General features: G+C 62.2%; 16 protein-coding genes and 2 tRNA genes. 7 read left to right on the plus strand and 11 right to left on the minus strand.

Annotated features, from left to right (window positions below):
- From EN807_RS19420 to EN807_RS19445, 6 genes are all read right to left on the minus strand, one after another.
- A complete protein-coding gene (locus tag EN807_RS19420; protein WP_135936279.1) occupies positions 1 to 915 on the minus strand; it encodes an ABC transporter permease in 915 nt (304 codons plus the stop codon).
- 84 nt (positions 916 to 999) lie between these two features.
- Entirely contained in the window at positions 1000 to 2472 is a 1473-nt protein-coding gene (locus EN807_RS19425) for an ABC transporter substrate-binding protein (RefSeq protein ID WP_348640252.1), read from the minus strand.
- Between the two features lie 129 nt (positions 2473 to 2601).
- Entirely contained in the window at positions 2602 to 3507 is a 906-nt protein-coding gene (gene kdgD / locus EN807_RS19430) for a 5-dehydro-4-deoxyglucarate dehydratase (RefSeq protein WP_135936281.1), read from the minus strand.
- A 63-nt stretch (positions 3508 to 3570) separates the two neighbouring features.
- Positions 3571 to 4323: a FadR/GntR family transcriptional regulator gene (locus tag EN807_RS19435; protein ID WP_065006796.1), complete on the minus strand. Its 753-nt coding sequence runs from the start codon at positions 4321 to 4323 to the stop codon at positions 3571 to 3573.
- A gap of 219 nt (positions 4324 to 4542) precedes the next feature.
- Complete coding sequence (trxC, locus tag EN807_RS19440; protein WP_135936282.1) at positions 4543 to 4986, minus strand: thioredoxin TrxC; 444 nt, start codon at positions 4984 to 4986, stop codon at positions 4543 to 4545.
- A gap of 38 nt (positions 4987 to 5024) precedes the next feature.
- The gene (locus EN807_RS19445) at positions 5025 to 6587 is read right to left on the minus strand and encodes a bifunctional aminoglycoside phosphotransferase/ATP-binding protein (RefSeq protein WP_135936283.1); all 1563 of its coding nucleotides are present in this window, start codon (positions 6585 to 6587) and stop codon (positions 5025 to 5027) included.
- A 379-nt stretch (positions 6588 to 6966) separates the two neighbouring features.
- Between EN807_RS19445 and EN807_RS19450 the strand changes: the two genes are divergently transcribed.
- Entirely contained in the window at positions 6967 to 7803 is an 837-nt protein-coding gene (locus EN807_RS19450) for a universal stress protein (RefSeq protein ID WP_135936284.1), read from the plus strand.
- A gap of 123 nt (positions 7804 to 7926) precedes the next feature.
- Here the strand turns inward: EN807_RS19450 and EN807_RS19455 are convergent.
- A tRNA-Pro gene (locus EN807_RS19455) sits at positions 7927 to 8003 on the minus strand.
- Between the two features lie 147 nt (positions 8004 to 8150).
- On the opposite strand from EN807_RS19455, the gene EN807_RS19460 reads away from it, so the two are divergent.
- Positions 8151 to 9239: a hypothetical protein gene (locus EN807_RS19460; protein WP_135936285.1), complete on the plus strand. Its 1089-nt coding sequence runs from the start codon at positions 8151 to 8153 to the stop codon at positions 9237 to 9239.
- Here the strand turns inward: EN807_RS19460 and EN807_RS19465 are convergent.
- A complete protein-coding gene (locus tag EN807_RS19465) occupies positions 9218 to 10084 on the minus strand; it encodes a polysaccharide pyruvyl transferase family protein (protein WP_210239993.1) in 867 nt (288 codons plus the stop codon). The two genes, EN807_RS19460 and EN807_RS19465, sit on opposite strands and share 22 nt — an antisense overlap.
- 297 nt (positions 10085 to 10381) lie before the next feature.
- On the opposite strand from EN807_RS19465, the gene EN807_RS19470 reads away from it, so the two are divergent.
- The 3 genes from EN807_RS19470 (at position 10382) to EN807_RS19480 (ending at position 13786) form a co-directional block, all read left to right on the plus strand.
- The gene (locus EN807_RS19470; RefSeq protein ID WP_135936286.1) at positions 10382 to 11866 is read left to right on the plus strand and encodes a lipopolysaccharide biosynthesis protein; all 1485 of its coding nucleotides are present in this window, start codon (positions 10382 to 10384) and stop codon (positions 11864 to 11866) included.
- A 61-nt stretch (positions 11867 to 11927) separates the two neighbouring features.
- Entirely contained in the window at positions 11928 to 12926 is a 999-nt protein-coding gene (locus EN807_RS19475) for a polysaccharide pyruvyl transferase family protein (protein WP_135936287.1), read from the plus strand.
- A gap of 35 nt (positions 12927 to 12961) precedes the next feature.
- A complete protein-coding gene (locus EN807_RS19480) occupies positions 12962 to 13786 on the plus strand; it encodes a galactosyl transferase (RefSeq protein WP_065010395.1) in 825 nt (274 codons plus the stop codon).
- Between the two features lie 43 nt (positions 13787 to 13829).
- On the opposite strand, the gene EN807_RS19485 is transcribed toward EN807_RS19480, so the two are convergent.
- Positions 13830 to 13906, minus strand: a tRNA-Pro gene (locus EN807_RS19485).
- Positions 13907 to 14110: 204 nt separating this feature from the next.
- On the opposite strand from EN807_RS19485, the gene EN807_RS19490 reads away from it, so the two are divergent.
- Positions 14111 to 15631 (plus strand): phosphomannomutase/phosphoglucomutase, encoded by a 1521-nt coding sequence (locus tag EN807_RS19490; protein WP_135936288.1) that lies wholly within the window; start codon positions 14111 to 14113, stop codon positions 15629 to 15631.
- A 115-nt stretch (positions 15632 to 15746) separates the two neighbouring features.
- Here the strand turns inward: EN807_RS19490 and EN807_RS19495 are convergent, their stop codons facing one another.
- The gene (locus EN807_RS19495; protein WP_135936289.1) at positions 15747 to 16634 is read right to left on the minus strand and encodes an NmrA/HSCARG family protein; all 888 of its coding nucleotides are present in this window, start codon (positions 16632 to 16634) and stop codon (positions 15747 to 15749) included.
- 99 nt (positions 16635 to 16733) lie between these two features.
- Between EN807_RS19495 and EN807_RS19500 the strand changes: the two genes are divergently transcribed.
- Positions 16734 to 17645 (plus strand): LysR family transcriptional regulator, encoded by a 912-nt coding sequence (locus tag EN807_RS19500; protein ID WP_135936290.1) that lies wholly within the window; start codon positions 16734 to 16736, stop codon positions 17643 to 17645.
- A gap of 9 nt (positions 17646 to 17654) precedes the next feature.
- Here the strand turns inward: EN807_RS19500 and betB are convergent, their stop codons facing one another.
- Positions 17655 to 19118, minus strand: a complete 1464-nt coding sequence (gene betB / locus EN807_RS19505) for a betaine-aldehyde dehydrogenase (protein WP_135936291.1) — start codon at positions 19116 to 19118, stop codon at positions 17655 to 17657.
- Positions 19119 to 19144: the final 26 nt, after the last annotated feature.

The raw sequence follows: 19144 nt of genomic DNA on the forward strand, positions 1-19144 counted from the left end.
TCAGTACCGGATGCGCGGATCGAGAACCGCATAAAGCAGGTCGATCGCGATGTTCAGGATGAAGATGGCGGTAGCCGTCACCAGAATGGTCGACTGGACGACGGCAAAATCGCGCTGGATGATCGAGTCGATCATCAGCTTGCCGATGCCGGGCCAGCCGAATATCGACTCCACGACCACGGCGCCGTTGACGAGACTGGTCGCCAGGTCGCCGGCGACCGTGACGACGGGCAGCAGCGAGTTGCGAAGCGCATGCCCGAAGATGATCTTCTGGCGGGGCAGGCCCTTGGCCCTTGCGGTCTTGATGTATGGAGAGGCAAGCGCGGACAGCATCGTTCCGCGCACGACCTGCACCAGGAGACCGAAGGGGCGAAGCATCAGCACGAAGGTGGGCATGATCCAATGGGCCCAGGTTCCGGTGCCGGATGTCGGCAAAAGCCCGAGCCCCACAGCGAAGACAAGGATGCCGACGATGGCGATCCAAAAATCCGGTGCGCTTGCGCCGGCCAGAGAGACGAGGCTGGCGGCACAGTCGAATATGCTGCCCGGTCGCGCGGCCGCAAGAGAGCCGACAAGGATAGCCAAAGCGGTCGACAGCGTCATCGCGACGGCGGCAAGCTTCAGCGTTTCCGGGAACGCCTCAAGAGCGACCTGCATCGCCGAGCGGTTCTGGCGTAGCGATTCACCGAAATCCAGCTGCAGAAGATCGCGCAGATATTCCAGAAACTGCCAATAGATTGGCTGATCGAGGCCGTTCAACCGCGCGAACGCGGCCCGAGCTTCCGCAGTCGAGTCCAGAGGCAGGTACAAGGCGGAAGGATCGCCGGTGAGCCGTGTCAGGAAAAAGACCAGCGTCAACAGACCGATGACCGACAGGATGCTGTGGAACGCCCGGCGTCCAAGATAGGTAATCATTTGGGATGCCCTTGGACGGATATCGACGGAGGCAACAGATCAGGGGCGCAGGATCACGATCGGACCCGGCGCCCCCCGTATCACTCAGTCTTTTTTGATAGCGATATTGGCCAGCGGTATTTCGCTGTTGGTGGTGATATCGGGCTTCCATTCCAGCCTGGTGCCAACGCGGGTATAGCCGATCATGTGGAACATCGGGATGTCCGCCACCACTTCATTGCGGGCCTTGCTGAAGATGGCCTTGAAGCTGTTCGTGCGGGCCTCGCCGGTCGCCGCCAGAGCCTCGTCTATCTCCTTGTCGAATGCCGGATCGGCCACGGTCGAGTAGCTGCCGCTCGACCGATAGAAGATCGGAACCGTGAAGGCCGCATCGCCCTTGTTGTTGTCGTGCATCATCTGCAGGAGATTGGGGCCACGCTCCGGCGGGAACGGCTTTTGCAGATAGCGCAGCCAGTCGGCGACGTCGAGCATGGTAAGCTTGACGTTGAGGCCGGCGTCTTGCCACATCGTCATCACGGCCTCCATCGCTTCGGCGCCGTTGGGATAGATGCCGTTTCGTCCGATGAGCTTGATCTCGGTGTCGACCGCCACACCCGCCGCGCGCGCCTCTTCGATGAGCTTTTTCGCCTCTTCCGGATCATACGGCCAAGGCTCGAGTGCATCGTCATGGCCGTTGATCCCGGAGACGACCATCTGCGACGCACGTTTGACGTCGTCGCCGAACAGCTGCGCAAGGCCTTCCCAGTCGATCGCCAGGTTGAGCGCCTTGCGGACGCGCAGGTCATTGAGTGGCGGCTCGGCGGCATCGATACGGATCGCGGTGGTTTCGGAGTTCAGATAGGCGAAATCCGTCTCCGGATTGCTGGCGTCCTGGATGGCAATCGACGGCGTCAGGTCGGCTTCCCCGGTTTCCACCATGGCCGCTCGAATCGAGGATTCGGGCCGCCAGACATAGGTTGCCTTCGTGATCTCCGGCTTCTTGCCCCAGTAGCCGTCGAACGCGTCCAGTACCACGGTTTGCGGGGAAAAGGTCGACAGCTTGAATGGGCCGGTCCCGACCGGATCGTTCACCGCCTGGTCGACCGGTGTCTTCGGCGAGACGATCATGACCACGCTCAACAGCGTTGGCATGATGGGTTCGGGCCTGTCGGACTTTATCTCGACGGTCAGGTAGTCGACCGGCGTCAGCGTTAGTTTGGCATCGCCGAATTTCGCAATGTTGCTGCAAGTGAGCTTGCCGCTGATCATCCTGTTGATGGAGAATGCGACCGCATCCGCGCTGAGTTCCGTTCCGTCCTGGAACTTAACGCCCTCGCGCAGCTTGATCCGCCATGTCGTCGGGTCCACGCTGGTCCACTCGGTCGCCAATTTCGGTTGAGGTTGCCCGGTTATCGGATCGATGACGGTCAACGATTCAACAACGTTTTGGCTGAGTATCTGGCCGACATTTGTGATGATGGTGCCGCAGGGCTCCAGATTGGCCGGCTGCTCCGGCAGGACGACACGGATTTCCTGCGCCGCACCTTGTGCGACAGCCGATGACGCGGCAGCGGTCATCAATACGACAGCTGCAATCGTATGAACGCCTCTATTCATGTCTCTCCTCCCTTTGATCCGTTTTGGCTGTCGTGCGACGGACGAACCTCCTCGTCCCGTTCGTCCGACAATTTGCCGATCTCCCGGCGACTAGGCGGCGATCTTCTCGATCAGTCCGCGCAGCACGGCTTTTTCCTGCGGCTTCAGATCCGTCAGCGGCGGACGAAGTGGGCCGGGTGTCCGTCCTACTAGTTCGACGCCTGCCTTGATGATCGACACCGGATAACCTTGTTCTCGATCGCGCAAAGCCGCGAAGGGGAAGAAGAAGCTGTGCAGGATTTCTTCCATTGCAGTGCGATCGCTTGTCCGCATCGCCCCGTAGAAGCGCAGTGCCAATTCCGGCACGAAGTTGAAGACCGCAGAGGAATAAGTCGTCACGCCGGCGCCGTTGAAGCCTTCGGCAAAGAGCTCATGCGTGGGCATGCCACCGATGTAGCAGAGCCGATCGCCAAGTTTTGCGGTGACGTGGCGGACAAGATCGATCTTGCCCGTACCGTCCTTGAAGCCGATGAGGTTTGGGCACGCGTCGGCAAGGCGAGCAACCGTGTCGGCATTGGCGACCGAGTTCGCACGGTTGTAGATGATGACGCCGAGGCCGGTGGATTCGCACACGGCTTTGACATGCCGGAATATCCCCTCTTGCGAGGCCTCCATCAGATAATGAGGCAGAAGCAAAAGACCGTCGGCTCCCGCAGCCTCGGCGCGGCGGGCAATTTCCGTGGCGAGCGCCGTGCCGTAGCCGCAGCCGGCGATGATAGGCACGTCTCCGGAGGCATCCTTGGCCGCGCGGGTAACCTCGGCGACCTCTTCCGGCGACAGGGAGAAGAATTCACCCGTGCCGCCGGCCGCGAACAGGGCAGCGGCACCGAATCCCGACAGCCATTCCACGTGCGCGCGATAGCTTTCGAGGTTGAGGCTGAAATCCTCGTTGAAATGTGTGACCGGAAACGACAGCAGCCCTGAAGCGACCCGCGACTTGATTTCATCTGGCGACAAAGGAACTCATCCCACAAATTAATATGATGTAATTTAGATTCATATGATGAGTATGCGGACGAGTCAACCGCCGGATTTGCTTTGGTTGGTCGAGCGCCGGACGGTCAGGGCGCGATAGCGCTTTATCCCCGTCACCAGATGGCGGCGCATCGCCTCACGCGCCTTTTCCGGGTCGCGGGCGAGAATCGCATCCGCGATTTCCCTGTGCTCCTCCAGAATCGGCTGGTCGCGATTGGGCAAGGGATCGATGCCGCCCATCATGGTTTTGAATTTCACCCGCGGGATCATCCGCCGGCCGACATGTTCGAGGAATGACTTGAACCTGGCGTTGTTCGTTGCGGTGGCAATCGCCATGTGGAACTGGAAGTCCGCCTCGTCGGTGGGTTGCCCTTGCGCCATGAGATCGGCGAACCTTTCGACCTGGGCCTCGATTTCGGCCTCCTGCGCCGGCGAACTGCGGGCTGCGGCAAGCCCGGCTGCCTCGACTTCGATGCCGATGCGCAGTTCGAGCTCTTCGATGATGTCCGAGATCTTGTTCGTTTCGTCGGTGAAGAGCTTCAAACCGTCGTCGACGGGTTTCGGGCCGAGAACGAAGACGCCGGCGCCTTGCCGCGATTCCACCAGCCCGTCGGCGCGAAGGGCGGCAATGGCCTCCCGGACCACAGTGCGGCTGAACCCGAACCGGTCGATCAGAGCGGGTTCCGTCGGCAATTTGTCGCCAGGCGCATAAAAGCCGGCTTCGATCTGGCCGCGCAGCGCATCTGCAACCTGAGAAACGAACGACCTGCGGGACGTTCGATGTTCGACCTGCTGCATGGGTCCTCCAAACTTTGCCGGATCGAGAGATCCATACTCGCAGTGCGGGGCAAAAGCGAGATCATCATATGAAAATTTATCAGCCAAGATCGAATGCGTTTAGATCATCATATGGCTTCTGCACTCCGCGTGTCGGCCATCAGGTCACCTATAGCTCGCTTTTCGTTGGCACTTGCTGATGCGGCTACGGCGATCAGCGAATCCACCGCGTGGCGGCTTTCAGGCCGTCGGCAGGTGATCGCGGACCCACCTGACGATCTGCCCCGCCGTCATGGCGCCGGATGTGCGCGCAATCTCCTGGCCGCCATGGAAGAGGATCATGGTCGGGATGCTGCGAATGCCGAGCCTGGCTGCAACGACCTGCTCATTGTCGGAATTGAGCTTGATCAGGCGAACATGCGGCTCCAGTTCGTTTGCTGCCGCTTCATAGGCCGGCGCCATCATCTTGCAGGGGCCGCACCATGGTGCCCAGATGTCGACGACTACGGGGAGGCTGCTTCGCGTGACCTGGCGATCGAAAGTCTGTGCATCGACGCCTGCCGGGTGACCCGAGAACAGCTTGGAGCCGCACTTTCCGCATTTCGCGTCCCCGGCATTGCGTGCCGGCGGCAGGCGATTGACCCCGCCGCATTTGCCGCAGACCACCAGTTTTTCCCGCGTCATGCCCATTCACCCATCTTTATGCGCGTCGATCGCTGCCGTCACGATGCTGTCTTGAGTGGAGCACCCTGCGCAGAAACGGCCGCGTCCGAAAGGCTCGCCAACTCTGCTGCGATGTCGGCGAGCTTTCGATCGGCGTCGACCTTGCGCCAAGTGGACGGGGTGGCCTTTCGCTGCAATTGCCGCGAAAGGATATCGATGGTCGCATCGGAAGGACCACCGCTGCGCTCGCTCACCCGCTGCCAAAGAACAAGCGGATCCGCTTCCAGCCAGAATCCGGCGAAAGCTATGTCTCCGCCATTTGCCGCCTTCTCGATGCGGTCGCGATCGGCCGGCCTGTCGAAGACGGCATCGGCGATCACCGAACCGCCTTCGGAAAGAATCAAGTCGGCGCGCCATGCCATTTCGCGGTAGACGCGATCGGACACATCAGGTCGATAAGCCCTGTCCGGCAGCCTCGTCTCAGCCGGCACCCCATGCATGGCTTTGCGGATGCGATCGCTCTCGACAATGCGCGCGCCGGGCGGCGCGCCGACATGCGCGGCGAGTGCCTCGGCAACGGCCGTCTTGCCGGAACCACTCAAGCCGCCGATAGCGATCAGCCGAGGAGGCCTTGCCTGGAGAAGTGTTCGGGCAAGCTCGAAATAGGATCTCGCCTCGGCAATCAGCCCGCCGGAATCGGCACTGCCTTCCTCGATCTGGGTTGCGGTGACATGCGCGCGCACTGCGGCCCGCACTGCCATGAAAAACGGCAGGAGAATGAAGCCGTCCTCGTCGTCTGCCTCGTCGAGGTAGCGGTTCATCACCAGGTTGGCGAGTTCCGGAAAGCCGCGATGCCAGAGGTCCATCAGCAGGAAGGCCAGATCGTAAAGCACATCGATGCTGGCGATCTGGTCATTGAATTCGATGCAATCGAAGAGGCGGGGCTCTCCGTCGAAGAGACAGATGTTGCGCAGATGCAGATCGCCGTGGCATCGCCGGATCTTGCCTGCCGCTTCCCGCCGGTCGAGCAGTTCGCGATGACGGGCAAGGCCGGTGCCGAAAATCCCGGTGAATGCGTTGATCTCGGCTTCGTCGAAAACCTGGCTGGTGGCAAAGCCGGCTTCGTTGATGGCGAGCACGCCTGCCAGGTTCGAGGATCCGCTGCCCTTGTGGACCTCCGGCGCGCCGCGATGATAGCGCACGATCATGCGCGCAACCGCCGTCATCAGCGCAGGCGTCAGTTCGCCACCGACTGCCATTCGATCGAGCAGCTTCGACTGGTCGAAGCGGACCATTTCGATCGTCGCATCGACCAGTTCGCCGCTCCCGTCGAAGGCGAGCTTGCCATCGGCCTCTCGCGTGACGCGCCGCACACCCAGATAGAGGCCGGGCGCGGTCTTGGAGTTAAGCTCCACCTCCTTCTCGCAAGCCGCGAGCCGCAGCACCGGGGTCGAGAAGTCGACATAGGGCAGCTTTACAGCTCGCTTGATCTTGTAGGCGCGCTGGCCAACCAGGAAGATACGCGAGATATGGGTTTCGATCGCCTCGACCGGCCCAGTCTCGCCAGATGCGGCAGGGTCCATCAACATAGCGACCACGGATTCCTGATCGTCGACGATCATCGGATGCCTCCTTGTTTGTATCCACCCTGGAATCCGATGGGCGTGGTCGCTGAAATTGCGCGCCATCGGGCCCCTCCTGCTGCAACGTCTGGATATAACCAGCCAAGTCACGGATGCGTTCCCTAGTGCGACTTTCTCCGGCGTTCGGCCGTATTTGTTGCCTCCTTCGGAAGACATTGGCGGCCCCACAACGGCATATCGCGATCGCCATGTTTCGGCACGACGTAGCGGCCTGCGCCAGTTAGCGTCGGCACGTGGGCATGTTGATACGGATCAAAATGATGCGCGGCGACGTTCTTGTCTCAGCGCTAGGAACGCGCCGAGCCGTCTCGCTGTTGTTGCAACGACGATTGGACTTTGAGGATCGGGAGCAGCCGCCATGGCTTTCAGGACGATACTTACCGTTGCGGGACCGAACAAGGGTGACGGTGATCTCAAGCTCGCCGCCGGCCTGTGCACCGAAATCGGCGCCCATCTTGCGGTTCTGGTCGTTGCCGTAGCTGCGCCGCCACCGGTCGGGGAGTATGCCGCAGTCGTTTCAGAAGCCTGGCTCGAGGAGCGTCAGGCCGACGAGAATCTGTTGAAGAAGCGAACCGCTGCCGTGTCGGCTTTTCTCGCCGGCAGGGTGCTTTCGGCCGATGTCTCCAACGAATATCCGGAAGCCGGCTGGGCCGACGACACCATTGGCGGCCGTGCCCGCTACGCCGACATTACGGTTATTGGACCGGAGTTGCTTGCCAATGAAACGCTGAAAAGCAAAGCGATCGAAGGCGCGTTGTTTTCTTCAGGAAAGCCCTTGCTGCTCATCCCCGAAGGGTTGCGGCCGACACTGAAGCCGAAACGCGTGCTGATTGCATGGGACGCTCGTCTGGAGTCGTCGCGTGCCGTCCGCGAATCTCTCGACATGCTGCCAGGTGCCGAAGAGGTACACCTTGTCATGGTCGATCCGGTGGAGGACCAATACCGTCACGGGGCCGAACCCGGAGCCGACGCCGCTGGCTATCTCGCGCGGCATGGCGTGAATGTCACGGTCGACCGGCTGCCCAGCTTGGACCGTTCAGTCGCCGACGTGCTTCGCAGGCACGCGGTCGACATCGCCGCCGATCTGATGGTGATGGGCGCCTATGGTCATTCCCGGTTGCGCGAGCGAATCTTCGGCGGCGTCACCATCTCGATGCTTGAAGACCCGTCGATGCCGATCCTTATGGCGCGTTAACCGCCGGCCAATACGGCATGGTCAAGCCCGAAAACGCGCAGAAGGGCTGGGCTTGCGAGTGAGTTTCAGGTAGGATTTCAGGTGGGAGGCGGCTTCGGGAAAAAGCTAAGTGCTTGTTTTTTCTGGTCGGAGTGGCAGGATTTGAACCTGTGACCCCATCGTCCCGAACGATGTGCGCTACCAGGCTGCGCTACACTCCGTGACCAGACCGCGGGCTTATAGCCGCCGCACTTCGTTCCTGAACGCGTCGGGTCAGAAGCCGCGACCAATTGACCCGACACCCGCGCTTGCGCTGGCACGGGACAGGCCTAGGCTCCCCTTCGGGATCAAGCGTTGCCACGGAAACATTGCCGATGACCGACAAGACACATTTCGCGCAGAAACCTGTTCTGGCGCTGAAACCCCTCAATGCTCCGGGCAACAGCTTTACGGGTCTCTTCTCCGGCCACATCGACGGCACAAGCTTCGAGCGGGTTCAGTTCGACTGGGAGCACCTGGGCCGCGGCCGCTACGACATCGTCCTCTTCCACTGGCCGACCGAATTCTTTCGGCCGAGCAGCCGCAAGGCGACGCTCAAGCTTCTCGGCCGCATGCTCTGGGACAGGGTCTTTCACGGAACCAGGTTTCTGTGGGTGGTACACAACCTGGAGCCCCATGACGGCGGGAGCTTGAAATCGGGGCTGACCACCTACCTGTTTCTGAAGCTGCTCGACGGCGTGATCCTCCTCTCCGAACATTCCCGCCGCGAGTTGCATCGCCTGCATCCCGCGGCCCGTTCGCTCGCCACGCTGGTCACGGTCCATGGTCGTTATGAATCGGTCGCCGAACCGCCGCGGGACGCCAGACCATCCGAGCGACACAACAGGCTTCTCTTCTTCGGACTGATCAGGGAGTACAAGAACGTCGAAAAGCTGGTTACCGAGGCCCGCAAGGCGACGGCCGCGTTTTCGCTCACGGTGATCGGCGTTTGCCCGGAAGAGGATCTCGAACGCAGGATCCGCACAGCCGCGGGCGATGACAAGCGGATCAAGCTGGACATCCGAAGGGAGTTCGTGCCGGACGACGAGTTAGAGCGCGTCATCGATTCACACGACGCCGTCGTGCTGCCATACCGCAACATCCTGAACAGCGGCGTCGCCTTGCATTCGCTCGGGCGCAACAAGCCGCTCCTGGCCCCGCGGATCGGCAGCCTGCCGGAGCTTCAGGAGGTGGTCGGAGCCGAGTGGGTGCATCTGTTCGACGGCGAAATATCGGCCGCCACTCTCGAGAGCTTCCTCGCCGCACTCCGCAACTCCACGTCGCCGCGCCCGGATCTGTCGCCATTTGAGTGGACGAGGGTCGGATCGGATGTCACGCGCTTCCTGAAATCGCTGACCGCGCGGCGCGCTGCTGTCGAGCCGACCCCGACGGCCTCTCAGCAATCCCAGAGATCGTAGGGGAAGCTCGCCTTCAGCCTCGCGAGATCTGGCCGGGCCGTGCCCATCGGGCTCGCGCGGACGGCCTCCTCGCGCGATCGCGTGATGTCCAGTCGCGCGCGGCCGACGCCGAGGACATAGTCCTCATATTTCAGTGTGTTTTCTTCTTCCGACAGGCGCAGATACGTACAGGGAATGCCGAACGCGTCGGCAATAACCAGCCCGTGGAGCGAGCTCGAGATGACATGGCTCGCTTCCGAAATGCGCCGTACCACGCTCGCCCAATGGTCGAGTGGAGAGACGACGTTTTCCCATCCCTCCATCTTCGGCAGGTCGTGCAAGTTGGGGACGTACGCGACCGGCGTCTTGCGCTCGGCAGGTTTCGGAAAACGGGAACCCAGAAGATCGGCAACGAGGATCCCGGGGTCGCCGAACACCTCGGGCACGTCGATGCCACGCCGCATGAGAAAATCGCGGGTGAGGGGACCACGGACGGCGCGCACGTCGAGCGAGCTGAACACGTGCCGTTCGTCTCGGATCTTGCCGTTGATGCCGGAACCCCAGACGACGTCGCCGTTGCGCGCGAAATGCAGGATCGAGCCTATGCCCAGGAGCCTCACCGGCCTCGGACGTTCCTCGTCCAGGAAGCAGCCGGCGTCGGCCGCCATCTTGTTGACAATCACCGAGGAGAGATAGTCGCCGAAGTTCACGCCGAGGGGCGACTTCCAGTAGAACAGCTCGATCGTGTTCGGCTGGAACGGGGGAGGGGGCACGTAGCCTCTGTCCCGTCGAGCAAGACCGCGCACCTTGCGGACAATTTTCCTCACACCTTGAGCCACGGCGGCCTCTTCCAGCAAAACGAACACCTCTTCCCTCGGGCTTGCTCTCTGCCAGACCCGCCACCGGAAGCGGTGTAGCACATTCTACCGCGGGTGTTGCCTCATTCTCGACCAACGCGAGCCGTTGTGCAGTGCGGCAAATCGGCGCCACCGCAAATGTGAAAAATCCGCTCCGCGCCGGCTCTCCACGGTAATTGTGCGGTGCGGCAAATGGGCGCTGATCTTTGTTCTCGTTACCCGTCTTCGTTCGCGGTATAAGCGCTGCGGCTCGGGGTGCAACAAGAGCGCCAAATGGCGCTGAGAGTATCGGGAATCGCCTGAAGCATGAGCAGTATCACCGGGCGGCTCATCAAGGGAAGCATGTGGCTCAGCCTGTCGCGAGCGATCGTGAACGGGCTGGCGACGCTCAGCACCTTCGTGCTGGCGTGGTACCTCTCGCCTGCCGATTTCGGTCTCGTTGCATTGGCGACGACGATGCTCCTGATCGTCACCACAGTCACCGAACTCTCGCTCACCCAGGCGCTCATCCGACATGAGGCGCCCACCGAATCGCATTTCAGCGCTGCCTGGACCCTCAATGCCACGCGCGGACTGATACTGTGCCTTTTCTTCGCGGCCTGTGCCTGGCCGGCATCGGTGGTCTATGAAGACCCGCGCCTGTTCGGCGTCATGGTTGCGCTGGGCTTCAGCGTGCTGCTCGGCAGCATGACGAATCCGCGGCTGATCATGCTGCAGCGCAAGCTGATCTTCTGGCAGGAATTCGTGCTGAGCGTTTCGCAGAAGTTCGTCGGGGTCGTCGTGGCGGTGGCCATCGCGATGATCTTCCACAGCTACTGGGCCCTCGTGGTGGGTACCCTCGTGAGCCAGGCGACCTATCTCGTCACCTCCTATCTGGTGGTGCCGTTCCGCCCGAGGATCGTCTTCAAGCACATGCGGGAGTTCTTCTCTTTCTCGGCCTGGTTGACGGCCGGCCAGATCGTCAACACGCTCAACTGGCGCTTCGACCACCTGCTGATCGGCAAGGTGCTCGGCAATGCGCAGCTTGGCTACTACACCTTCGGCAGCAATCTCGCCCGCCTGCCGACACGCGAGGCGACGGCGCCGCTCACCCAGACGATCTACCCGAGCTTCGCCACAATTCGCGACGACCCAGGCCGCCTCGCCGCCGCCTATCAGCGCGTCCAGGCACTTGTCGCCGCGATCGCGCTTCCTGCCGGCATCGGCGTCGCGGTGATCGCCGATCCCCTGGTCAGGCTGACGCTGGGTGAAAAATGGGCGCCGGCAATCTTCATCATCCAGTCGCTCGCCTCGGTGTACGCCCTGCAGACGCTGGGCTCGCTGGCGCAGCCGCTCGGCATGGCGAAGGGCAAGACGAGGCTTCTGTTCGTCCGGGACACGCAGATGCTGTTCGTCCGCGTACCGATCATCTTCGGTGCCCTCATGCTCTACGGGCTCGAAGGTGTCATCTACAGCCGAGTGTTCACCGGACTGCTCGGAGCGCTCGTCAACATGGTGCTGGTCAAGCACTTCATCGGCGTCACGGTGCTGGAGCAGCTGGCGGCCAACGGGCGTGCGCTCGCAAGCATCGCGATCATGGCCGCGGGCGTCTTGTTCGCCTCGACCTGGCTGCCCGCGGCGAACGACAGCGTGGGGCTCGCCTGGCAGCTGGCGATCCTCGTTCCGTTGGGCGCGGTCCTCTATTGCGGGTCGAGCTTCGGGTTATGGCTGTTGATGAAGCGGCCTGACGGCCCCGAGCGGGAAATCCTGAACATCTTGGGCAAGATACGGTCGAAGGTTCGCCATGGCTGAAGCTAGCACGTCGCATTTGCTGCAACACGAGCCGGACGGCCGGCCAGATGGAGGAAGAGGAATGCCATTGGAAACACCTCCGGTTCTGATCGCCAGGTTGCAGGACATGATCCATGACTGCCTGAAGGACTATGTCCGGGCGGACGAGCCGCTGGCGATCCTCGACTTTCCGGATATCCGCAATTGCGGCGACTCAGCCATCTGGCTCGGCGAGATGGCCTACCTGAAAGATCGCTACGGCAAGCGGCCGGCCTATGTCTCGCGCATGCGCGATTTCTCGGCGGAGGATCTCGAACGGGCCGTCCCGACTGGACCGATCTTCATCCATGGCGGCGGCAATTTCGGCGACCTCTGGATCACGCATCAGGATTTCCGCGAGCGCGTGCTCGAGCAATTCCCCAACCGCCGGATCATCCAGTTTCCGCAATCGATTCACTACAAGTCGCAGGAGCGCCGCGAAAGGAGCGCGCGCATCATCGGCAGGCACAAGAACTTTGTTCTCCTGGTGCGCGACGAGGAATCGAAGGCGTTCGCGGAGAAGCACTTCGATTGCGAGGTGCGGCTTTGCCCCGATATGGCATTCTGCATCGGCGCGCTCGAACCGGAAGCATCCGAGTTTCCGGTGCTGGCGATGTTGAGGGCGGACCTCGAGAAGGCAGGTGACGCGGATCGCTCGGCCTATCCCGACATTCCGATGGAGGACTGGATCACCGAATCTGCGCGGCAGGTGCGCGTCGCCAAGGCGATTGGTACTGCCTCCGCGCTGCTGGCGCTCAAGCCGGCAGAGGTGCGGCTGCGCAAGCTGGACGCGGCCGCGCACAATCGCTTCCGGCGAGGCATCCGGCAGATTTCGCGCGGGCGTGCGATCGTCACCGATCGCCTGCACGTCCATATCTGCTCGCTGCTGATCGGTCGGCCGCATGCGGTCCTCGACAACAGCTACGGCAAGATACGGCGGTTCATGGCGGCATTCTCGGGGGGATCCGACCTTTCCTACAAGGCGACCTCGCTCGACGACGGGATCGGCTGGGCGCGGCAGGCAGCCGCTGTCGCCGCCTGATCTTTGGCACGCAGAAGACATTTGCTGAGGTTGAGATGACACTCGTCACCTTCATCATTCCCGTGCGCCACCAGGACAATGCGCGCGACTGGAGCAGGCTCAAGGCGAATCTCGCCCAGACGGTTCGCTCGATATCGAGCCAGACCAACGACGACTGGCGGGGCATCATCGTCGCAAACGAGGGCGCCGATCTGCCAAATCTCCCCGAGCGCTTCAGTGTCGAACGCGTGACCTTTCCGCCAAACGATGCGCATGAGCGGGGCGGGGCGAGCAAGGAGGACTTCTACGACGCCTTCCGCGTCGACAAGGGCCGCCGCGTGCTGAAGGGCATGCTGCGGGCACGCGACAGCCGCTTCTTCATGATTGTCGACGACGACGATTTCGTGAGCGCCCGCCTTGTCCAGCACGTGTCGGAGAACCGAAACGCAAACGGATGGACCATCGACCGGGGCTATGTCTGGGACGACGGCGGCAAGCTCCTGCTCGGCTACGACGACTTTAACCATCTTTGCGGGACGTCATTGATAATCCGGTCGGACCTCTATGGTCTGCCCGACCGTTACGGGGACGCCTCTCCCGACTGGATGAAGTCGATGCTCGGCAGTCATATCCGGATTGCAGACATTCTGGCCGAGCGCGGTACGCCTCTGGCGACGCTGCCGTTTCGCGGCGCCGTCTATCGCGTCGCCCATGCCGGCTCGCACAGCAGGACGCCCGGTATCATGGCCAAGTATTTCCTGAACTGGGGCGCGCTCAAACGACCCAGGCGACTGCTTCGCAATGCCTCACGGCTGCGGCTGGTCGGTGAGGCCGCGAAACGCGAGTTCTTCGGCAAAACCGCTGTTCGCCGGGATACATGATCACCCCGGGCAGGCCAACTTGATGGGAGAGGAGAGGAGCTTCTGGTCGGAGTGGCAGGATTTGAACCTGCGACCCCATCGTCCCGAACGATGTGCGCTACCAGGCTGCGCTACACTCCGTGACCAGACCGCCGGGCTTATAGCCGCCGCACTTCGTTCCTGCAAGCGCCAATGGCAGCGCTTCTGCCGCATTTCTTCCGCTTTCGCCTTAACGTCATACAGGTTTCAGTTTCCTGCGGGATAAACACTGCTTAAAGGCTCGTGTAATAGGTATCGGCCACCCGCCTTGAAACACCCTGATTCCAGCCGCTTGGAGTTGCTGTCTTGCCCCTGAAGATCGTTAGCGAAGCCCGTCCCAACACCTTCGAGTTTGAAGCCTCGGCGCTGATCAAACCGTCCGGCTTTCGTGAGTATGATGCGCGCTGGTGGTTCGGCCACCCGGCCTCGGCGGAGCCGCCGGAGCTCAACCTGATCGGTGTCCAGGCGCTCGGCATGGGGCTCGGCACGCTGATCCGGCGCCTGGGCGCCGGGCCGGATATCGTGACCGGTCATGATTTCCGCTCCTATTCGCTTGCGATCAAGCTGGCGCTGGTTTCCGGACTGATGGCCGCCGGCGCGCGAGTTAAGGATATCGGGCTGGCGCTGTCGCCGATGGCCTATTTCGCCCAGTTCGCGCTCGATACGCCGTCCGTCGCCATGGTCACCGCTTCTCACAACGAAAACGGCTGGAGCGGCGTCAAGATGGGGGCGGCGCGCCCCTTGACCTTCGGTCCGGAGGAAATGAGCGCATTGAAGACGATCGTCCTTGCCGGCGACTTCGACCTTGTCGGCGGCGGCTCCTATGACTTCGTTGCGGATTTCCGCAAAACCTATCTGGACGACCTGACCCGGGACAAGCGCATAGCGAGAAAGCTCAAGGTGGTCGCCGCCTGCGGCAACGGCACTGCCGGCGCCTTTGCACCTGAAGCGCTGGAAAGGATCGGCTGCGAGGTGATTCCGCTCGATGTCGAGCTCGATCATACGTTTCCGAACTATAATCCGAATCCCGAAGACATGAAGATGCTGCACGCCATCCGCGACAAGGTGCTGGAAACGGGAGCCGACGTCGGGCTTGGCTTCGACGGCGATGGCGACCGCTGCGGCGTGGTCGACAATGAAGGCAACGAGATCTTCGCCGACAAGGTCGGCGTCATGCTCGCCCGCGACATCGCGCGACTGCATCCCGGCTCGACCTTCGTCGTCGACGTCAAGTCGACCGGATTGTTCAACACCGACGCCGCCCTGCGTGCCGATGGCGCCGTCACCGACTATTGGAAGACCGGCCACTCCTACATAAAACGGCGCGTGGCCGAGCTCGGCGCCATCGCCGGGTTCGAGAAATCCGGTCATTTCTTCTTCAATCCGCCGATCGGGCGCGGCTATGACGATGGTCTCATCACGGCTATCGCCATCTGCCAGATGCTGGATCGCAGCCCGACCAGCAGCATGGCCGATCTCTATCGCGCCCTGCCGCTGACCTTCGGCACGCCGACCATGTCGCCGCACTGCGCCGACGAGCTGAAATACGGCGTGGTCGAGCGAGTCGTTTCCGACTTTCAGGCAATGAAGCAGGATGGCACTGTCTTCGCCGGCCAGAAGATCGCCGATCTGATCACCGTCAATGGCGTTCGCGTCGTTGCCGAGGACGGCACCTGGGGCCTGGTGCGGGCGTCGTCGAACAAGCCGGAGCTGGTCGTGGTGGTGGAGAGCCCGGTGTCGTCCGAGCGGCGCCGGCAGATGTTCGAAGGCGTCGATGCGGTGCTGCGCCGCAGCCCTGAGGTCGGCGCCTACAACCAGACGTTCTAGGTTCTCCATTTCATCGCGGCGCGAGAAGGCCACGATGGGGAAGCGGACCACGGGTTTCCCGTTGCAGCTGGTCCGCTCCCCCAGGTTTTCGTCGGCCGATGATGTCCCCAGGAACTCAGGCAGCGGAATAAGCCCGCTCAAGGGCACGCCAGTCGAACTCCCGCGCCCAGTCGGCAAAACTGTGCCAGCGGACCTCCGGGAAATCTCGGTGTAAAGCCGCGATATTGACGTCATAGCCGACGCGGTCGAACCACTCGAACATCAGCGCCGTATCTTCGCTTTGTTGGCGGGCCACCGCGATTGGAATTGCCCGATAGTTGATCGGGCGGCCGATGGACTGCGAAAGGATCTTGGCCTGCTCTTCGCCGGACAATTCGCTCCCGGCGAAATCGAAGCGCTTGCCGAACACGCGCTCGCGCCGCTCGACCAAGGCGGTAACGAAGGCTCCGATATCGGCAAGTGCGACCAGCTGGAGGACACGTTTGGCAGGCATCGCAAAGGCATGCGTGCCTTGGATGAGCGCGCCAATCGACCACGGCGCGACGATATTCTCCATGAAGGCCACCGGCGCGCTGATCGTGTAGGGGATGCCGAGCCCGGCGACATGTTGCTCGACAAGATATTTGCTCTCGAAATGCGGAATGCCGGTGTTCTTGTCGGCGTCGGCAACGGATGAATAGATCAAATGCCCGACGCCGGCAGCCTTCGCCGCGTCGGCGGCAACGATCCCCTGGCGGGTTTCCTCTGCTATGCCAGCCTCGTAGCTGTTGCCCATCAGGAACATGGTATCGACGTCTTTTGCTGCCTTCACAACGGAGGCCGTATCGCCAAGATCGCTGGCCACGATCTCGACGCCTGCCGACGCCAATTGCCGCGCAGCATCGCTGTCCGGCCTTCGCGTTAGTGCCTTGACGCGGTGCCCACTCGACAGCAAGGCACGCGCAACTGCGCCGCCTTGCTGGCCTGTGGCGCCGGTCACTAGAACGCTTCGTTTGGTGGTCATGTGTTTGCTCCTTCTTTTTCCGATGGAGCAAAATTAGGGTTTGTCACATTGATGCATAATTGCCTATAATTGGAAAACTTTGTCCCATGCATGGATACAATGCTCGATCTTAATGATATCGTTGTGTTCGCTCGCGTCGTCGAAGCTGGCAGCTTCACCGCTGCTGCGCGGCTGCTTGCCATGCCCAAGACGACGGTCAGTCGACGCGTTGCCGCGCTCGAGCGTGAGGTTGGGGTTCGCCTGCTGCAGCGCACGACGCGCAGCCTCAACGTGACGGATGCCGGGCGTCTATATTACGAGCAGAGCAGTCAGGCCCTGCGGACGATCGAGGAAGCAAATCTGCGCCTCGCGGAAGCGAGGGCGGAGCCATCGGGCACGATTCGCATCTCGGCGCCCGTTGGCTTCGGGGGTCATTTCCTCACAGCTGCTGTGGTCGACTTTCTGGCAATGTATCCGAAGACCAAAGTCGAACTGTGCCTGACCGACGACAAGCTCAACCTGGTCGAGGACGGCATAGACCTCGCCTTCCGCACCGGGGTGCTTCAGGATTCGACGCTGATCGCCCGCAAGCTCGGATCCACGCACAGGTTGCTCTGCGCCAGCCCGGACTATCTCGCAAGGCACGGGGTGCCGGAGCGCCTGGCGGATCTCGCGCACCACCAGTGCGTCCTCGCAGGCCCTTCGACCTCGGGCACGCATTGGGTGCTGGACGGGCCACACGGTCAGGAAACGGTCACAGTGGCCGGGCGCTTCGCCGCCAATGAAATGCAGGCGGTCGTTGCGGCCACGCTGGCAGGCTTCGGCATCGCCCAATTGCCGCACAGCATCGCCGAGCCCCTCATCAATGGGCAGCGGCTGAGCCGCGTTCTCAGGGACTACACGACGCCGGTCGGCGGGCTGCATGTCCTATATCCGAGCAGCCGGCATCTTTCGCCCCTCGTCAAGGCATTCATCGAGCTTGCATCCGACCGGATTTCCAGTCGGGCAAATACAGCGGCTGACCAGCAGTAGCCGCGAGCCTCAATACGGGCTCGCGACATCGCCGATCTCGACATAGACCGACTTCAGCTGCGAATAGAGCGCCAGCGCCGCCAGCGAATTTTCGCGGCCGATACCGGACTGCTTGAAGCCGCCGAACGGGATTTCGACGGGCGTCAGATTGTAGGCGTTGATCCAGCAGGTGCCGGCCTGCAGCTCGGCGATGACGCGGTGGGCGCGTCGCAAGTCGCGCGTGAACACGCCGGCGGCAAGGCCGAATTCGGTGTCGTTGGCGCGATCGATCACCTCGTCCTCATCGTCGAATTTCAGCACGCTCATCACAGGCCCGAAAATCTCCTCGCGGGCGATGCGCATCGTGTCGGTGACGCCGATGAAGACCGTCGGCTCGACGAAGAAGCCGCCTTGGAAACCCTGCAGCGAGGGCACGTTGCCGCCGCAGGCGAGCACGGCGCCATCCTGCTTGCCGGCTTCGATATAGCCGATGACCTTTTCGTGCTGGGCCCTGGAGACAAGCGGCCCCATCTGCGTCTCCTGGTCGAGCGGATCACCGATACGGATCTTCTTGGTCCGCTCGACTAGCCGTTCGACGAAACGGTCGTGGATACCCTTCTGCACGAAGACCCGCGTGCCGTTGGAGCAGATCTGGCCGGTCGAATAGAAATTGCCGAGCATGGCGCCGCCAATGGCGTTTTCGAGATCGGCGTCGTCGAAAACGATCAGCGGCGACTTGCCGCCGAGCTCCATGGTGGCATGCTTCATCTTCGAGCCGGCGAGCGACAGCACCTTGCGGCCGGTCGGCACCGAGCCCGTCACCGAGACCTTGGCGACGACATCGTGCCCGACGAGGCCGGCGCCGACATCGCCGTAGCCTTGTACGACATTGAACAGCCCGTCGGGCAGCCCAGCTTCGGTATAGATTTCGGCGAGCGCCAGCGCCGACAGCGGCGTGTTCTCCGACGGCTTGAACACCATGGCGTTGCCCATGGCGAGTGCGGGTGCCGATTTCCAGCCGGCGATCTGGATCGGGTAGTTCCAGGCGCCGATACCGACGCAGACGCCGAGGGCCTCGCGCCTTGTATAGGCAAAGGGTCCGCCGAGTTCGAAGGACTCGCCATTATAGGCAGCGACCGCGCCGCCGAAATATTCGAGGCAGTCGGCTGCCGATGGCGCATCCGCCACCAGCGTCTCCTGGATTGCCTTACCGGTATCCAGCGTCTCGATGCGCGCCAGGTCGGCGTTGCGCGCACGCAATATGTCGGCAGCGCGGCGCAGGATGCGCCCGCGCTCGACCGGCTTCAGCCGCGCCCAGGCCGGTTGTGCTGCACGCGCGGCTTCGATCGCGAGTTCCAGCACGTTCGGCGTCGCCGAACGCAGCATCGCGATGGTCTCGCCGGTTGCCGGATAGATCACCGGCAGCGGCGCACCTTGCTCATCGTCGATGTAGCGTCCGTTGACATAGTGCGATGCTTTTGGCTGGGCGCGCATGGGAGCTTCTCCAAAGTCTTTCACCG

The organism is Mesorhizobium sp. M5C.F.Ca.ET.164.01.1.1, from assembly GCF_004792125.1.
GTDB classification, from domain to species: Bacteria; Pseudomonadota; Alphaproteobacteria; order Rhizobiales; family Rhizobiaceae; genus Mesorhizobium; species Mesorhizobium wenxiniae.